At 47.1% G+C, this 17,513-nt stretch carries 18 protein-coding genes and 1 tRNA gene; 16 read left to right on the top strand and 3 right to left on the bottom strand.

Annotated features, from left to right (window positions below; all coding sequences use genetic code 11):
- Window positions 1-60 precede the first annotated feature (60 nt).
- From MTBPR1_RS06715 to MTBPR1_RS06705, 3 genes are all read right to left on the bottom strand, one after another.
- Window positions 61-717: a DUF6538 domain-containing protein gene (locus tag MTBPR1_RS06715; protein WP_338031277.1), complete on the bottom strand. Its 657-nt coding sequence runs from the start codon at window positions 715-717 to the stop codon at window positions 61-63.
- Between the two features lie 211 nt (window positions 718-928).
- Window positions 929-1,004 (bottom strand) — tRNA-Ala (locus tag MTBPR1_RS06710).
- 77 nt (window positions 1,005-1,081) lie between these two features.
- Window positions 1,082-1,420 (bottom strand): FYDLN acid domain-containing protein, encoded by a 339-nt coding sequence (locus tag MTBPR1_RS06705; protein WP_069186804.1) that lies wholly within the window; start codon window positions 1,418-1,420, stop codon window positions 1,082-1,084.
- A gap of 317 nt (window positions 1,421-1,737) precedes the next feature.
- On the opposite strand from MTBPR1_RS06705, the gene aroA reads away from it, so the two are divergent.
- The 16 genes from aroA to MTBPR1_RS06630 all read left to right on the top strand — a co-directional run bounded on the left by aroA (window position 1,738) and on the right by MTBPR1_RS06630 (window position 17,459).
- Window positions 1,738-3,057 carry a 3-phosphoshikimate 1-carboxyvinyltransferase gene (aroA, locus tag MTBPR1_RS06700; RefSeq protein WP_205631219.1) on the top strand — a complete coding sequence of 440 codons (1,320 nt, stop codon included), beginning with the start codon at window positions 1,738-1,740 and terminating at the stop codon, window positions 3,055-3,057.
- 11 nt (window positions 3,058-3,068) lie between these two features.
- Entirely contained in the window at window positions 3,069-3,707 is a 639-nt protein-coding gene (cmk, locus tag MTBPR1_RS06695) for a (d)CMP kinase (RefSeq protein WP_069186802.1), read from the top strand.
- Window positions 3,708-3,903: 196 nt separating this feature from the next.
- On the top strand, window positions 3,904-5,595 hold the full coding sequence (gene rpsA / locus MTBPR1_RS06690) for a 30S ribosomal protein S1 (protein WP_205631218.1): 1,692 nt from the start codon (window positions 3,904-3,906) through the stop codon (window positions 5,593-5,595).
- Window positions 5,596-5,711: 116 nt separating this feature from the next.
- Complete coding sequence (gene sppA / locus MTBPR1_RS06685; protein ID WP_069186801.1) at window positions 5,712-6,623, top strand: signal peptide peptidase SppA; 912 nt, start codon at window positions 5,712-5,714, stop codon at window positions 6,621-6,623.
- Between the two features lie 67 nt (window positions 6,624-6,690).
- Window positions 6,691-6,972 carry an integration host factor subunit beta gene (ihfB, locus tag MTBPR1_RS06680; RefSeq protein ID WP_069186800.1) on the top strand — a complete coding sequence of 94 codons (282 nt, stop codon included), beginning with the start codon at window positions 6,691-6,693 and terminating at the stop codon, window positions 6,970-6,972.
- A gap of 93 nt (window positions 6,973-7,065) precedes the next feature.
- The gene (locus MTBPR1_RS06675) at window positions 7,066-7,413 is read left to right on the top strand and encodes a lipopolysaccharide assembly protein LapA domain-containing protein (protein ID WP_069186799.1); all 348 of its coding nucleotides are present in this window, start codon (window positions 7,066-7,068) and stop codon (window positions 7,411-7,413) included.
- A gap of 146 nt (window positions 7,414-7,559) precedes the next feature.
- The gene (locus MTBPR1_RS06670) at window positions 7,560-7,991 is read left to right on the top strand and encodes a bacteriohemerythrin (protein ID WP_126465074.1); all 432 of its coding nucleotides are present in this window, start codon (window positions 7,560-7,562) and stop codon (window positions 7,989-7,991) included.
- Window positions 7,992-8,127: 136 nt separating this feature from the next.
- On the top strand, window positions 8,128-9,552 hold the full coding sequence (locus tag MTBPR1_RS06665) for a bacteriohemerythrin (protein ID WP_069186797.1): 1,425 nt from the start codon (window positions 8,128-8,130) through the stop codon (window positions 9,550-9,552).
- Window positions 9,552-10,046 (top strand): response regulator, encoded by a 495-nt coding sequence (locus MTBPR1_RS06660; protein ID WP_069186796.1) that lies wholly within the window; start codon window positions 9,552-9,554, stop codon window positions 10,044-10,046. The genes MTBPR1_RS06665 and MTBPR1_RS06660 overlap by 1 nt, the downstream gene beginning before the upstream one ends.
- A gap of 6 nt (window positions 10,047-10,052) precedes the next feature.
- Window positions 10,053-11,054, top strand: a complete 1,002-nt coding sequence (locus MTBPR1_RS06655; RefSeq protein WP_069186795.1) for a hypothetical protein — start codon at window positions 10,053-10,055, stop codon at window positions 11,052-11,054.
- A 14-nt stretch (window positions 11,055-11,068) separates the two neighbouring features.
- A complete protein-coding gene (locus tag MTBPR1_RS06650) occupies window positions 11,069-11,650 on the top strand; it encodes a response regulator (protein ID WP_069186794.1) in 582 nt (193 codons plus the stop codon).
- Between the two features lie 122 nt (window positions 11,651-11,772).
- The gene (locus tag MTBPR1_RS18100; RefSeq protein ID WP_083222947.1) at window positions 11,773-13,341 is read left to right on the top strand and encodes a pentapeptide repeat-containing protein; all 1,569 of its coding nucleotides are present in this window, start codon (window positions 11,773-11,775) and stop codon (window positions 13,339-13,341) included.
- A 354-nt stretch (window positions 13,342-13,695) separates the two neighbouring features.
- Complete coding sequence (locus MTBPR1_RS06640; RefSeq protein ID WP_205631217.1) at window positions 13,696-13,956, top strand: FeoA family protein; 261 nt, start codon at window positions 13,696-13,698, stop codon at window positions 13,954-13,956.
- Between the two features lie 20 nt (window positions 13,957-13,976).
- Entirely contained in the window at window positions 13,977-16,112 is a 2,136-nt protein-coding gene (feoB, locus tag MTBPR1_RS06635; protein ID WP_069186791.1) for a ferrous iron transport protein B, read from the top strand.
- 111 nt (window positions 16,113-16,223) lie between these two features.
- A complete protein-coding gene (locus MTBPR1_RS17785; RefSeq protein WP_083222946.1) occupies window positions 16,224-16,385 on the top strand; it encodes a FeoB-associated Cys-rich membrane protein in 162 nt (53 codons plus the stop codon).
- Window positions 16,386-16,400: 15 nt separating this feature from the next.
- The gene (locus MTBPR1_RS06630; protein WP_069186790.1) at window positions 16,401-17,459 is read left to right on the top strand and encodes an SO_0444 family Cu/Zn efflux transporter; all 1,059 of its coding nucleotides are present in this window, start codon (window positions 16,401-16,403) and stop codon (window positions 17,457-17,459) included.
- The last annotated feature ends 54 nt before the right edge of the window (window positions 17,460-17,513 follow it).

Here is a 17,513-nt window from a genome sequence, read left to right as displayed (position 1 = left end):
GGTGTCTAACAAACTAGGGGCTTGCCACAGTTCAACATCGCTGAAAGCCGATTGATATATTTATTGATTGATTGTTAATGGGGCCATGGGTTTCATTCCCCGTCTTTTCGCTATTTCTGAAATTTGTTTCCAAGTTTTCTTTGGGAATTTCTTTTTGGCATTTGCAGGAACAAACCGAATGATCTCAAGCACCATGCGACATTCATCGCGGCACAAAGTTCCAATCTGCTTATTTTCGCCAAGAAGTTCTTTCAGGCCGTTGTAGACAGTTTGATATGACTGGATTGTTTTTGGTGTGCGGTTGGCTGCTGGGTCTGCCATGTATCGTTCAAATAATTCCTTGATAGTAATGGACGGCTTTTGTTTAGGCTGAATGCTATCGCCAACAACCTCCAAAACAACTTCTCGGATCACGGATTTTAATGTTTCAGAATCTGTATTCTGGTGGAGCTTGGTTTGGGCTCCATGTGTAATAGTTTTGTGTAACACTTTTTCAGGGCGATATTCTGGTTGTGCAGCACCAGAACGAACTTGATTAAACCAATCTTCAAACTCAAATGCCATCACGCGACACTTTGAAATGGCTGTTCTATAACTCTTTGTTTTTAATGATTTATTTATGCTGATTCTGTTGATGCTATTAACAAGATCAGAAGGGACTCGGACTCGGTAGTGCCAGATATTCCCGCGTTTCCATAATCCATTGAGCCTAGCCATTTGGCACCTCACTCAACGATGATGTGTAACACTTATGTGTAACAGTTTGAGAAAGTTGGCTTGCTGATAGTCTGTTTAGATGGTTGATTTCATTATTTTGAGATGGTTTGAGATGCTCAGGCAATTGACCTAAACCATTGATAATAATATTGACTTTTGAACTTTTGCCCATAACGACAAAACCCCTCGCTAATGCGAAGGGTTTGTATAATGGTGGAGCCTAGCGGGATCGAACCGCTGACCTCAACACTGCCAGTGTTGCGCTCTCCCAGCTGAGCTAAGGCCCCTTAGATTTAAGTAGGCGCAAAATAGCTTATTTCTCAGAGCTTGCAAGATAAAAATGCAATTGCTTTGAAAAAAATAATTAGAGGTTTTGGTCAACAACGCCTTCGTCGATATGTTCCATGATTTCAGACATATCGGTTTCATCGCTGCCCACAAGATCTTCTGTATCTTCGATGAAATCATCTTCGCCTTCGCTCGCCTCAAGGTCGGTTTCCACATCTTCGAATTCATCTAGGATGTTGCCGGCCTCTTTTTTGGGTGGCGCGGTGTCGTCCACATCGCCTTTTTTGGCCATTAAGGCGGCTTCGTCATTGATCGGCTCATTGCATTTCGGGCACGAGGCATCAGCGTTGCGCATATCATAATAATGTGCGCCACAGCCCGGACATTCGTGCTTGGTTCCCCATTCGGGTTTCATGTGCGGCCCTCCCTTCGCGACTTTTTACAAAGGCTGGCGCGTCAAACAGATACATCTCAAAAGCATCTGTTTTGGTCGCCAGATACCGGGACAATTTGTCCCTGATTGATAATAGTTTCAAAGCAGCTTTTCACATGGATAAAGACCACTTTGATGACATGTACACATTCAATTCATATGTACTGTAAAACGAAAAAGTCAAAATGTCTCGTTTAGAGTGATCCTAAATTAAAATTTTCGCATTTTTCTTTGATTGACTTCACGCGCCCACTGTACGAAAGTGCGCTGAAATTCTTACTTTTCGTGGAGTAAAAGCGGTGAAACCTGTCGTCTCTCAACAATCTTCTGCATTAACGGGCTCTATTCGTGTACCCGGTGATAAATCCATTTCACACCGGGCCTTGATGTTTGGTGCCATGGCTGTGGGTGAAACCAAAGTCACGGGCTTGTTAGAAGGTGAAGATGTTTTATGCACCGCTGCTGCCATGCGCAGTCTTGGTGCCAGTGTTGAACAATGTGATGACGGCACATGGGTGATTAAGGGGCGCGGTGTTGGCGGTTTTTCTGAACCAACGGGTGTCTTGGATATGGGGAATTCCGGCACGGCCGCACGCTTATTGATGGGGGTGCTTGCCACGCAATCCTTCACCACATTCATGACAGGTGATGCCTCGCTTTGTTCGCGCCCAATGGAGCGGGTGATGAAACCTCTGCGCCCCATTGGCGTGAGTTTCGTGTCGCGTGAAAATGGGCGCATGCCTATTGCTATCCAGGGCACAAGCGCACCGATGCCAATTTCATATGAATTGCCTGTGGCGTCTGCGCAAGTCAAATCCGCTGTCATGCTCGCAGGTCTAAACGCACCGGGTAAAACAACGGTGATTGAACCTAACCCAAGCCGCGACCATACGGAAAAAATGCTGCAGCATTTTGGTGCTGAGGTTGAAGTTGAAGAAACCGATAAAGGCGGGCGGGTGATTACCCTGACAGGCCAGCCAGAATTGGTTGCCCGCGATGTGATCGTTCCAACCGATCCAAGCTCTGCAGCCTTTCCTGTTGTTGCCGCACTCATCACACCGGGATCAAAAATTACCGTAGAAGCCGTCGGCATGAACCCGTTGCGCACAGGCCTGTTTGCCACACTTAAGGAAATGGGCGGCAAGATTACTGAGGAAAATGTCCGCATTGATGCGGGTGAAGAAGTTGCCGACCTTGTTGTTGAATATTCTGAACTTACAGGGGTGACGGTTCCTGCCTCGCGCGCGCCTTCCATGATTGATGAATATCCTGTGTTGGCTGTGGCCGCTTCTTTTGCCAAAGGCACCACTCATATGGAAGGGCTGGAAGAACTTCGCGTTAAAGAAAGTGATCGCCTTGCTGTGGTTGTGGAAAGTCTTAAAGCCTGTGGTGTGGATGTGACAGAAGGCGAAGACTTCATGATTGTTAACGCCACGGGGGAGGCGGCCTTGGGCGGTGGTGAAATTAAATCACGTCTGGATCACCGCATCGCCATGTCTTTCATCGTTTTCGGTTTGGCTTCGCAAAAACCGGTGACCATTGATGATGGCTCCCCTATTGATACCAGCTTCCCGGGCTTTATTGACCTGATGAATGGCTTGGGTGCAAAAATTTCTTAAGGTGTTTTGATATGACAATCGTGGTTGCAATTGATGGTCCAGCAGCAGCTGGTAAAGGCACATTGGCACGCCGAGTCGCAAAAGATTTAAATCTCGCCTACCTTGATACGGGACTTTTATACCGGGCAACGGGTTTTGCCGTGATCCAAGCCGGGGGCGATCTGGATGATGCAAATGATGCGCTTAAAGCGGCGCAAAATTTAACGCCAACTGACCTTGAAAATGAAAAACTCCGCCATGATGAAGCCGCACAAGCAGCCTCAAAAGTGGCGGTAGTTCAACCTGTTAGGGATGAGTTGCTGGAGTTTCAACGCCGTTTTGCAAGCCAGCCACCAGCAGGTAAGGCAGGGGCTGTTTTAGATGGGCGTGATATCGGGACTGTGGTCTGTCCGGATGCCCCTGTGAAACTGTTTGTGACGGCCTCATGCGAGGTTCGTGCACAAAGACGACTAAAAGAGTTGCAAGATCGTGGTCTTGAAGCTATATACGCGCAGGTTTTGCAGGATATGAAAGACCGCGATGCGCGTGACAGCCAACGAGCTGCTGCGCCATTAAAGGCAGCCGATGATGCGGTGATTTTGGATACCTCCGATCTGGGGATTGAAGAAGTCATTGAACAGGCTAAATCGATCATCTCTGAAAAAGCCTGATAACACGTCTGCAGGTTGACTTTTGACGGTCCTTTTATTGGAAGGGGCGTGAGAGGTCTTTTTGCACTTTTAATAAAGGGGGTCGACAGGGTGTCACTGCACTGTTTGACCTGTATCCTTTGGACGCAATTGCTGGTGACAGACCAACGGAACCAACCGTTTGGCATGTAACAATATTATTATAGGACTTATTATTATGAACGAAGCAGCTCCTGCAGTTGAAGATTTTGCAGCGCTTTTCACCGAATCTTACGGTGAAGAAGCACTTTTTGAAGGCCAAGTAGTCACTGGTACAATTATCGGTGTTGAAAATGATTTCGCGATGGTTGACGTCGGCTTGAAATCTGAAGGCCGCGTTCCCCTTAAAGAATTCGGTTTCGGCGAAGAAGCACAGAAATTGTCCGCTGGCGACAATGTTGATGTGTACGTTGAACGTTATGAAAATAAAGACGGCACTGTTGTTCTTTCACGTGAAAAAGCAAAACGTGAAGAAGCATGGAAAAACCTCGAGAAGCAGTTCGAAGCTCAAGAGCGTGTTAACGGTGTTATCTTCGGTCGCGTTAAAGGTGGCTTCACAGTTGACCTTAATGGCGCTGTTGCCTTCTTGCCTGGTTCACAAGTTGATATCCGTCCGGTACGCGACGTGACTCCTTTGATGGGCAACGCACAACCATTCCAAATCCTTAAAATGGACCGTCAACGTGGCAACATCGTTGTTTCACGTCGTGCAGTTCTTGAAGAAGCCCGCGCTGAAGCACGTGGCGATCTCATCAAGGGTCTGGAAGAAGGTCAGGTTCTTGACGGTGTTGTTAAAAACATCACTGACTACGGTGCATTTATCGATCTTGGCGGCATTGACGGCCTGCTGCACGTTACAGACATTGCATGGCGTCGTATCGCTCACCCATCTGAAGCTCTTCAAATTGGTGAGACTGTTAAAGTACAGGTTATCCGCTTTAACTCTGAAACACAGCGTATCTCCCTTGGCATGAAGCAGCTTGAAGCTGATCCATGGGAAGGCGTAGACGGCAAATACCCAGTAGACGGCAAATTCTCTGGTCGTGTTACAAACATCACTGATTACGGTGCGTTTGTTGAGCTGGAGCCTGGCGTTGAAGGTCTGGTACACGTTTCTGAAATGTCTTGGACGAAGAAGAACGTACACCCAGGTAAAATCGTTTCTACTTCTCAAGAAGTTGAAGTTATGGTTCTGGATGTTGATCCGGTTAAACGTCGTATCTCTCTTGGTCTCAAGCAGTGCTTGTCTAACCCATGGGATGCATTCTTGGCTGAACACCCACAGGGTGCTGAAGTTGAAGGCGAGATCAAGAACATCACCGAATTCGGTCTGTTCATCGGTCTTAACGGCGAAATCGACGGTATGGTTCACATGTCTGATCTGGCATGGGAAGGCACACCTGAAGAAGCGCTTGCCTCTTTCTCTAAAGGCGACGTTGTAAAAGCGAAAGTTCTCGACGTTGACGTTGAGAAAGAACGCATCTCTTTGGGTATCAAGCAGCTTTCTGAAGATCCATTTGAGTCTGCTTCTTCTGACATCAAGAAAAACCAAGTTGTAACTTGTACAGTTATTGGTGTTGAAGAGAACGGTCTTGAAGTTGAAGTCGAAGGTGGCCTGACTGGTTACATCCGTCGTGGTGATCTGGCGCGTGATCGTGGTGATCAACGCACTGACCGCTTCAACGAAGGCGACAAAATCGACGCTAAAGTGACACAGTTTGACAAGAAAGCACGTAAAGTGTCCTTGTCTGTGAAAGCTCTGGAAGTTGAAGAAGAGAAGAAAGCAATGGCTGAGTACGGCTCAAGCGACTCTGGTGCTTCTCTTGGCGACATCCTTGGTGCTGCTTTGGAAAACAAAAAGAACGACTAAATCTTTAGTCACCTCTTTTTGACGTTTTCTGGAAAACCCCTTTCTGCTTCTTGCAGGGAGGGGTTTTTCTTTTATAGTAGGCGTCTTACTTCGCGAGAACCATAAGGTAAAATATAATGACTTTCTCTGCTGATTATCTCTTGGACCGTATCCGTCTGAAACGCCGCCTGCGTATTTGGCAGGGGATCGGCATCTTAGCTGTTTGCGGGGCGCTGTTGGCGCTGGGCGCGCGCTTTGACATGTTTGGACATGGGGATCATATCGCACGTTTGTGGGTCGAAGGGGTGATCCGCGATGATATTGATCGCGATCATATGATTAATGAGCTGGCAAAAGATGATCAGGTCAAGGCGGTGATTGTGCGCATCAATAGCCCCGGTGGCTCAGTTGTCGGTGGGGAAGCACTATATCGTTCCTTGCGCAAACTTGGGGAGAAGAAGCCCGTTGTTGCGGTCATGGGCGAAGTCGCTGCTAGTGCCGGATATATGACGGCCTTGGCGGCAGATCATATCGTAGCGCGCGAAGGCACCATTACAGGCTCAATCGGTGTGTTGATGCAGTCAGCCAATATAAAAGGCCTGATGGAGAAAATTGGCGTTAAGCCTGTGGTGATTAAAAGTTCGCCCCTAAAAGCAGCGCCGAATCCAATGGAAGATATGACACCAGAAGTCCGAAAAGCCACTGAAAGCGTGATTTTGGATATGTTTAGCATGTTTCAGTCTATGGTGATGGAGCGTCGCGGCCTTTCAAAAGATGAAGTCGTTAAGCTTTCCGATGGTCGAATTTTTACAGGCAGGCAGGCTGAAAAGGCCAAGTTGATTGATGAAACGGGCAGTGAAGCTGCGGCTTTGGCTTGGCTGGAAAGTCAAAGAGATGTTTCTTCCTCCCTTGATGTCATTGATGCCTTATATAAGGAAGAAGACCTTTGGGCAGGTGCGAAAAATGCGATTATTTATAGTTTTTTTGATAAAACATTGATTTCTAAGGGACTTAGTCTTGACGGTTTGATTTCTGTCTGGCAACCTTAACTTTAAAGAGAGAGCATTAGGGTAGGTTTTTAACCGCCTCGTTTTTAAAGAAAGGGAGCAGGTGCCCATGACTAAGTCGGAATTAATTGCACGTTTAGCGGAAGCTAACCCTCACCTTTTCCAACGCGATGTGGAACGGATCGTTTCTACAATCTTCGATGAGATCACACAGGCTTTGGCGGATGGTGATCGTGTTGAGTTGCGTGGCTTTGGTGCTTTTTCCATTAAAACCCGTGGATCACGTGTGGGGCGCAACCCGCGCACAGGTGCATCTGTTGATGTGGGTGAGAAGGCTGTGCCGTATTTTAAAACCGGCAAGAAGCTGAGAGAACGCCTTAACCATAGCTAATCCTTTTTGATGGTGTTATGACAGGTTTCATGCGCAGCTTTGGTCTGTGCATGTCTGGCGTATCTGGTTTTCTTGCATTGAAAGTATGGCCTTATGAAACTTCTTTCTTGGTTGATCTTCCTTCCTTTTGCAGCCGTTGTTGTGATTTTTGCAATCTCGAACAGAGCTGAGATTGCGGTTAATTTCTGGCCGCTGCCTTTCAGTCAGGATATCCCGCTTTATCTGTTAAGCCTTGGTACACTTGCGTTTGGCTTTTTCTTTGGGGCTTTGCTGACATGGTTGTCGGTTGCTAAATGGCGCGTCATTGCCATGAGCCGCAAGAAAGATACGAAATATGCCGAAACAGAAGTGGCCCGCCTGCAAGAACAGTTAGCTGAAGCGCAAAAACAGCAAAAACCAAATCAGGAAGTCTTACCCGCGGTTAAGTCTGGCGCGGCGTGATTTTTGTGTTTAGCACCTGCTAATGAACCAATATGTCAAATAATTCTGAACTACAATACACCTACAATCGTAAAACAGTATTGACACAGGCACGTTAGTAAGCCAGATATCTTTTAACAAGGTTCCACATTATAGGAGGATAGCTGTTGTCTTTTAAGTGGCAAGAAAGTATGTCCGTCGGCATTTCTGTTGTTGATGATGATCATAAAAAACTGATTGCAATGATTGAGCAGTTTAGAGGCCTTGTTGATACCTTGAATGAAAAGAGTGAAAAAGAAGCCGCGATCGAGCTTGATCAGGTCTTTTACCTGTTGCATGATTTTACCAAGACGCATTTTCGCCGTGAAGAAATGATCATGAAGGCGCTGAAATATCCAGATGTGAAACGCCATGTTGTTTTACATCAGGAATTGATTAAGCAATTGATGACGGCCTATGGCAAGTTTAAGGAAGAACGCACCAAGGGGAATCTACAGGGGCCGATAAATGAATTGGCAACATTGTTAAATCAATGGATTGTAAATCATATTCTACAAGAAGACCTACAGTTGAAGCGCATGAAGAAGCCAACTGCTTAAAAAGGCTTTCTATTTCGGGTTGAGCCCTCCTCCCTTAAATTTTTGCTCAAAAGCCCAAAAAATAATAGTATTAAACCAACCCGTAGTGTATTAGACTTTCCTTGGAAGTGTAGTCTGCTATTGCGTTGGAATTATTATGTTTATTGTGGCAGTTTTAAAGAACTCGGGTCAAAAGAATTTTGAGGCTTTCTGGAACAAACAGGAAGCGGCGACTTTCTGGTCAGAAATTATTTCATGTCGAAAGAAACTAGAAGGTGACGTGGTTCGTGAGGTCTCCCTTTACGAAAGCGAAGCAACCTCTATTGAATATGGCGTGAAAGAAGCCCGTCAAGGCAGGCTGCCCGCACTTAAAACCCATAAAATGCTTGAAAATATCCCGTTTTACGAAAAGGTAAAACGCACAGGTCCGGGTGTCGTTACACCGGAAGTGATCGCCAAGGCTGAAAAAGAAATTCAAGCCCAAAGCGCACGTTTTGTGGATGTGACCAAAGAAACGATTGCTGAATTTAAGCAAAAAGTGGCCGCAATGGATGCCGCTAAGGAAGTAAACCCCGCAGATATGGCGCAGATGCAAGATATTTGCTATAACCTTAAAGCCCAAGGCGGCGGGTATAGCTATACGTTGATTACGTTTGCAGCAGGCCATTTAGAGAAATACCTCAATCGTGCTGCTGGAACAGAAACGGTCAATGAGCGCATCATTAATATTTTGAACGCCTATGTGACCACTTTTGAATTTATCCTGAATAACCGCATTAAAGGCACAGGTGGGGATTTAGGCCGTGCCCTGATTAAAAAACTTGATCAGGTGATTAAAGGCGTTGAAGAATCCATTGATGTGAAGGCTGTGAGCGAAGCGGCGAAACCCAAGCCCCAGCCCAAACCCAAAGCGACTCCAAAACCAGCTGTGGAAGAGCAAAAACCAGCAGCAGCTGCACCAAAAGCGGCACCTGCTACACCAAAGCCTGCACCACAGGCACCGGTCGAACAACCCAAACCAGACCCAAGCGTTATTTCTCAGGAAACATTGGCAGAATTGTTCGACGAGAACAAATCATCTTCCACGCCAAAGGCCGATATGCCCAAAGTGGATGCCAGCAGCTTTGACTGGTCGGATAAATATGTATTGGGGATCGCAGAGATCGATGAAGATCACCGCTATCTCTTCCATCTGATCCAGCAGTTCTATATGGCAACAGAACGTGAAGCGAGCCTTTATGAGATGGATTATATCCTTTCCATCCTGAAAGCCTATGCCCGTGTACACTTTGGTCGTGAAGAAGCAATCCTCGCCATGTGTGGTTATGATGATCTCCTTGAACATACAAAAAAGCATGAAGAGCTTTTGGCTGAACTCGATGAAATGCGTGATTATTACATGATGTCGTCTGATCAGGATGCGCGTGAAAATATCTCCGCCACCTTCTATAAATGGATCAGTAACCACATTTTGATCCATGATGCGGATTATAAAGAGGCTGCACAGGCAAAAATCGAGAAAGTATCTGCTTTCCTACAAGAATTCGACATGCCGAAATCTTGGCTGGGGGACAATGAATAATGAAGAAGTTTCAGAGCTATGGTTTTGGGGATTTAACCTTTCTGATTGTGGATGTGGACCGTTGGTCGGCGAGCTTGACAGAAACCGTCTTGCGCACTTTTGGGGTACGCAATTGTGTCTTTGCCTCAAACGAAGCTGACATGATGGAAATGTTGTTGACCCAACGCCCGGATGTGATTTTCATGGAATGGCGCTTAAAGTCTGATAGTGGCATCGATTTAGTGAAAAAAATCCGCAATGCCTCGTTTGAAAGCTATCAGCACACACCGATCTTTATGCTCACCGCCATGACCGATATGGAAAATGTGTCTGAGGCACGTGATGCGGGTGTGAATGAGTTTTTGGCAAGACCGTTTTCACCAGGCAATCTTTATAGCCGGATTTGTGCCATGGTCGCCAACCCACGCCCTTTTGTGGATTGCGCAACCTATAAAGGGCCGGATCGTCGCCGTCGCCGCATGCCTGTGCCGATTGATCGCCGTAGAAAAGGTTAATCATCCATGCATATTATTGGGAAGTTTCCAGAAACAGGCCAAGCTGAATTTCATGCTTTTGCAGAAAAAAGCAAAGCGTCTGAATTTTGGTCCCAATCAATATCTAAGGTAAAACGTGGTGAAGTCTCTGGTGAGGGCCTTGGGGAACTCAGGCTGTTTGTTGTGGAGGCTGATGATGAAGCGGCGGCCCTCAAAGAGGTTGAGGCTGGAAATTGTGAAGCACATAAGACATTTGCTTTAGAGGGTTATGTCCCGCTTTTAGAAAAAGCCCGTGCAGATGAAAATACACCAGCCATTGATGTCAATGTGATTGCGGCGGCTGAGCGTGATGTTGAAAATTTAAGTGATTCATATCAATCTTGGATTAGGGCAGATTTAAAACTGCTGCAAGACCGTGTGGCACTGATTAAAAACACCCATGACTTTGATCAGGGTGATTTTCATATGATGCGTGATGTGGCCTATAACCTGACAGGGCTTGGCGGCACGTTTGATTTCCCCATGGTGACTTTTCTGGGCACACGCTTGTTGCATTACATTGAAGACCTTGAACATAAAAATATCGGGGAAGCCGAAATACAGATTCTCACGGCCTATATCAAGTCATTGAAGGTCGTGGTGGCGAAGGGGATTAAAGGCAATGGCGGTGCGCTGGGGCGCAAATTGCTTGAAAACCTAAACTCGGTGATCCAGCATTATAGCGAGGCCCCGGCCAAAAAAGCAAAACCCGCCCCCGCCAAAGCACCACCAGCTGCGCCTGAACCAAAGCCTCAGCCCCAGCTCGAGCCTAAGCCTAAGCCAACGCCAACAGCTGCGCCACAGGCGGCAACGAAAAAGATTGAACAGCCAGTACAAAAGCAGGTAAAAGAGAAGGTAGCGGTTGCAAAAGATACAAGCGTATCTAAACCGATAATAGAAGAGGCTAAAAAACAGCCCGAAGAAGAAAAAACGCCAGAAAATGCGATGTCACAAGAGCAGCTTTCACAGATTCTTAACAAAAAGAATTAGATAATAGCGGTGTCATGACAGAGCAAGCCGTAAATACCAAAGAAAGAGCGAAACTTAATTTTCGCGAATTGTCTTTTCTCATTGTAGATAAAGACCGCCGGGCTGCGACTGTGTTGCGCACAATCTTAAGAAATTTTTACGCGCATGATGTCCATTTTGTACCGTCCTCCATTCAGGCTTTTGCCTATCTAAAAGAACATCACATCGATATTATCTTGGTGGAAAGTTCCTTAGCTGCAGATGACAACGGTTTTGATCTGGTGAAGAAAATTCGCCATTCTTCTTTTGAAGACTATCAACAGATTCCCATTATTATGATGACGGCGGATGCGTCTGAGGGAAATGTTCGCCTTGCACGCGATCAGGGCGTTAACGAATTTATGGTCAAGCCGGTTTCGCCCAAAGAAACCTATGAACATGTTCATTCCCTCATTACACGCCCGCGTGATTTCATTGAAGCTGAAGGCTATATCGGCCCGGACCGTCGTCGTAAGGTTGAGTTTTTTGAGCGTGAACGTCGAAAAGACAACCTCAAGAAAATGGCTGAAGCTGAGTCTGAGAGCCGCACAGAGACTCACGATCAGGTCACTGGTTAATACTTTTTTAATCAATAAATGGCACAATAAATTCAATCATGAGACTCCATATATTCTATCTGTGGAGACTCGTGAAACGAGTTTAATGTTTTGTGATTAAACGCGGGTGATGCCCTGTATCTATGAGGCAAATCCTTCGCGCGCTTGATCACATGTATGAGGATTATGGTCTGATGCCCAATGTATATCACCTTCAGAACTTAGGAAAAGGTTCGTCAGAATGGAACGCCTGGCGCGAATCTGATAAGGCGATGATGCCGGACCTGTCCAATGCAGAGATTAAAGGGATTAACCTTGCACGTATCGACCTGCAAGGCGCGGTTCTGACCAAGGCAAACCTGAAACGCACGAACCTGAACGGCTCTAACCTGAGCGGTGCCAATATGGCAGGGTCCAACATGGAAGGTATTAACCTTGCCGGTGCGAACTTGGAACGTGCCAATTGTGCAGGGGCTTATTTGCTCAAAGCCAATTTAGCAGGTTGTAAATTGCGCTGGGCCAACCTGTCTGGGGCTTCCCTTGTAGGTAAAACCAATATGACCGGGGCGGATCTGACCGGGGCGAACCTATGTGGGGCGCGCTTGATTGGGGTTAATCTTTCCGGGGCGAACCTGACACGGGCAAACTTGGCAGGTGCAGATTTCCGTGATGCGGATTTAACGGGTGCGAATTTCGAAAATACCGATACAAGTGGGGCCTTCTTTGGCGGGGCAGACTTGCGCGGGACGTTGTTGGAACATTCCGTTGATTTGTTCTTGCCCGATGAAGATGAGGAGATGGAAGAGGCTCAAGCTGAAGAAGCTTATGAGCCACAGCCACAAGCCTCTATCGAGCCGTTCCCCCAGCCTCAGCCTCAGTCTCAACCTGAGCCGCAGCCAGCACCTGTTATGGAGCCAGTGCCCGAGCCTGAGCCTGAACCAGTTGTGACGCAAGTTCCTGAACCACAGCCAGAGCCGATGCCGGAGCCTGTTATTGAGCCCGAACCCATTGTGGAACCAGAACCCGTTGCGCTTCAGGAACCTGAGCCTGTGGTGGAACCGGAAGTCGTGGCAACCCCCGAGCCGGAACCAGAGCCAGAGCCAGCTGTTGTGGCTGAGCAGCCCAAGGCGGAAATCATCAAGCCAGAGAAGTTTGATGAAGATGTATATAATGTTTATGAGACCAATGATTTTGCCATTGTGACCTTATGCCTGCCGGGCTTTAGCGAGAAAAAACCCGGTGAAGAACAAGACCTTCTTGGGCTTTTGCGTCGCTATAACCAGTATTTCATGGACCCGGGCGACCAAAAAGGTGTGCCTATGGCAGCGCGTGGGGATGCTTTTTATGGGGCTTTTGAAAACCCCAATACGGCGATTGTCTGTGCGCGCGGCTATCTCAATATCCTGCGCGATATGAAGACCGATGCCTATGTGGGTATCAACTGGGGCAGCGCAACTTCGTGTGGGGAGGCCGGATCAGAGATCAAGGATTTGATCATTTCGTCTGTATCGCCCATGGCACGGCTTATGCCCGTGGCGCAATCTGGTGAGGTGTTGGTTCTGGACGAGTTGTTTAATCGACCGGAAATCAGGACGGAGCGGTTTGAGTTTACCAAGGTCTCAAGGCGCTGGATGAAAGCCTCAACCAAGGTCGACGGACCAACCATTGAGGTCTTGTGTTACGCGGTGAAAGAGCGTGACGAAAAAGCTTAAAAGGAAAACGCTCTGTTAAACGCAGGGCGTTTTTTTTATGTTTCATTTCTAAAATAATTTTCTCATGATTTTGCCGACTTAAAAACGAACCTATCGTTTTGAGGGTATGGTTTTGGGCGCAATACAGCTCAAAACTGCGCTGTTTCAAGCTGTTTAATTTAAGACTTATCTTTTTGTACAAAAAAAGATGAAAAAGTTTTTTTTAAAAAAAAACTATCGCAGGCCCCTAGAGTGTTTATTAGTATCATTATAATATAATGAAGTAAAAGGGGGCATATGCGTAATTGACAGTGCAAGTAAGTCTCAATACGATGCATCATTGAATACTGTTATATGTTGGTTAAGGGGGGTCAATTGCTAAAAGTTATCGAAGGTACGGATGTACCAACACTTGCAAGCCTAAAGAAAGGTGAACAAGGTTATATTCGCGAAATCGGTGGGGACTCCACATTGAAACGCAAACTCCTTTCCATGGGGATTGTGAAAGGTGTTCAGGTTTCTGTTTCTCATACCGCCCCATTGGGTGACCCACGCATTTATACATTGCTGGGATATGATCTGTCTTTGCGCAACGATGAAGCGCAGACCATCACAGTCGATCTGACTAAAGACTAAACCTGCGGAGAAATAGGTAAGTGAATACTCAAACAAAAACGCTCACGGTTGCGCTTGCGGGTAACCCGAACTGCGGTAAAACCTCTTTGCTCAATAAGCTCACAGGATCGCATAAAAGCGTTGGTAACTACGCGCGTGTGACAATTGATAAACAAGGCAGCCAGATTGAACATAAAGGCTGGACGATCAATGTGATCGATCTGCCCGGTATCTATTCTTTAAGCTCACAATCTCCTGAAGAGATTGTCGGGCGTGATTATATTCAGGATGAACAGCCTGATCTGATCATCAATATGCTGGATGCAACTAACATTCAGCGCAGTTTGTTCCTGTCTACACAATTGATCGAAATGGGCGTGCCGCGTATTTACGACATCAATATGATTGATGAAGCAAATGCAAAAGGTATTTCCTTTGATACAAAAGCCATGGCGGAAATCCTGGGTAGCCCGGTGATTGAAACAGAAGCGCGCAAAGGCTTCGGCTTTGAGCTGCTGCTTAATTCAATCGTTGAGATGGCTGAAAAAGGCCTGCCTAAAGACAGTATGAACATCAAGTATGACAGCCACCTTGAAGAGGCGATTGTCGATACACAGAAAATTCTTACAGACCTTCACCCCGGTGAGATGAATGACCATCAGTCACGCTGGTTGGCTATTAAGCTCATGGAAGGTGATGATGATCTCGTTAAGCGTGAAAACGATCATGAAGAACTGATCAAAGCTGTTCAGTCCAAACGCGATGAGCTGGAACGCACCCACGGTGATACAACAGAAGTACTGTTTGCCACTGGGCGTTATGGGTTCATCAACGGCGTTGTTGAAGAAGCTATTGAAATTCCGGCGACAGCACAGCAAAACACAACTGCTTCACAGAAAATGGATAGCATTTTCCTTCATCGTTTCTTTGGTCTGCCGATCTTCATCGGCTTGATCTGGGCGATGTTTGAAGCAACCTTTACATTGGGCACTTACCCAATGGATTGGATTGATGGGCTTATGGGTGACTTCTCTGAAGTTGTTGCAGCGATGATGAGTGAAGGCCTTGTGCGCGACCTTGTGGTTGACGGTATTTTAGCGGGTGTGGGCGGTACCATCATCTTCCTGCCAAACATCGTTATTTTGTTCTTCTTTATGGCGCTCTTTAGTGAGACCGGTTACCTCGCGCGTTCAGCCTTTTTGGTGGATCGCACCATGCATATGTTTGGCTTGCACGGTAAAGCCATGATCCCGCTTGTGATGGGTTTTGGTTGTAATGTTCCCGCTGTTATGGCGTGTCGTACCATTGAAAGCCCGCGTGCACGCCTGATCGCAATTTTGGTCAATCCGTTTATGGCTTGTACGGCGCGTTTGCCTGTGTTCGTTCTCTTTGCAGGGGCTTTCTTTGCAGAGATCGCGGGCACGATGGTTTTCGTCATGTATATGCTCAGCATCGCGGTTGCCATGGTGGCATCTATCATCCTGTCCAAATTTGTCATTAAAGGCGAGAGTGAATCCTTTGTGATGGAACTTCCACCTTTTCGTATGCCAACATTTAGCGGCATCCTTTTCCACATGTGGGAAAAGGCGATGGGCTTCTTGAAAAAAGTGGGTGGGATCATCCTTGTTGGTTCAATCATCATCTGGTTCTTGCAAGCTTTCCCGCAAAATGTCGTTTATTCCCAAGATTATGATGCCAATATTGCACAGCTTCAGGCCCAGCCTGAAAGTGAAGCGCGCAATACACAGATTACAGCGCTGGCACGTGAGCAGTCTTTGGAAAGCATGGAAAAAAGCTATCTCGGTCAAGTTGGTGTGGCTGTCACACCTGTGTTTGAACCGCTTGGCTTTAACTGGAAAGATACGGTTGCTATTTTAACAGGCGTTGTTGCCAAGGAAGTTGTGGTTGCGACTTATGCCGTACTTTACGGTCAGGATGCGGAATCAACAGAAGAATCCCAATCCCTGCGTGAAGCCATGACAGGCATTATGACACCGCTTGTGGCCTTTACCTTCATGGTCTTTGCTTTGTTATATGCGCCATGCTTTAGCACCTTGGCGGTGATCAAGCGTGAAGCGGGCGGCTGGAAATGGGCGGGCTTCTCTGTTGCCTTTTCTTTGACAATCGCTTGGTCTTTGGCCTTTGCCGTTACAATTATCGGTAACATGATAATTTAGTGTCATTTCCCCTGAAAAAAAGGGACCGGAGTGTGAAACTTTACACTTCGGTCCTTTTTTTGCTAGTCTAGAGTTATTGAGACTTAATCTCACAAAATAAGGTAGTGATTGATGGAAGCGCTTATTCTCACGATCGTTTTTGGTATTTGTATTTTTCTTGCCATGCGTCATATCCGTAACAAATTCAACCCCGGGCAAGGCTGCGGTACGGGCTGTGGCAGTTGTGGCAGTGCTGCAAACTGTGATACGGCAAATGAAAAAACTTTAAAATAAAGATGGCTCCTTAAAATGGAACTCCTCACCAATACCCTCCACCTTTTTCTCGAAGCAGCCCCTTGGCTGCTTTTTGGCCTTGTGATGGCAGGTGTCATCAAGGCATGGATGTCTGAAAAAGCGGTGCAGAAATATATTGGTGGCAAGGGGATTGGGTCCATTTTTGGCGCAGCCCTTTTTGGCGCGCCACTGCCGTTATGTTCATGCGGGGTGTTACCCGCAGCTGTTGGTATGCGTCGCGCAGGTGGCTCACGTCCGGCGACTTTGTCCTTTTTAATCTCCACACCAGAAACAGGCGTGGACTCCGTTGCGGTCTCTTATGCGTTGCTTGGCCCCTTTATGGCGATTGTGCGCCCCATTGCAGCGGTGAGCAGTGCGGTCTTTACCGGTGTGTTGGCAATTTTTCTGCCTGAAGAAGATAATAAAGCTCAACCTGCTCAGGCGAGCTCCTGCTGTAAGACTAGCTGTTGCGGTAATTCTAAACCGGCTGTTGAGGTGAAAAAGCCCAATGCCTTTCGCAAAACACTGGATGGTGTTTCTTATGCCTTAAGCGATATTCTGGATGATATTGCCCTTTGGCTGGGCGTTGGCCTACTGGTTGCGGGCGTTGTAACGACCTATGTGCCAGAACAGGCGCTGGTGGAGTGGGGCAGTGGTCCCTTGGCTATGTTGGTCATGCTGGTCATTGGCATTCCCATGTATATCTGCGCGACGGCCTCCACACCCTTGGCGGCAAGCTTTTTGATCGCAGGTGTATCACCCGGTGCGGTGATGGTTTTCTTGCTCGCAGGTCCGGCAACCAATATGGCGACCATTGCGGTTGTGAAAAATGAAATGGGCACACGCACCATGTGGACCTATCTGGCAGGTGTCTGTATCTCAAGCCTTGCTGCCGGTTTTGTGGTAAACCAGCTGGTGAGCCTTTGGGCTATTGATATTCAGTCTGAGCTTGCCGCAAGTGCTCACGTTCTGCCAGAAGGCGTTGAAGAGGTTTGTGCGATTATTTTAGGGCTGTTGCTGGTCAAACGCCTGCCAGCCATGATCTTTACCAAGACAGCGCCAAGCAACGGCTGATGGATGCGGGCCTTTCGCCAGCATGACATTTGTGTCTCGTCATTCTGGCGAGAG

The organism is Candidatus Terasakiella magnetica (assembly GCF_900093605.1).
Taxonomy (GTDB): domain Bacteria; phylum Pseudomonadota; class Alphaproteobacteria; order Rhodospirillales; family Terasakiellaceae; genus Terasakiella; species Terasakiella magnetica.
This window is presented reverse-complemented; position numbering and strand designations above follow the sequence as displayed.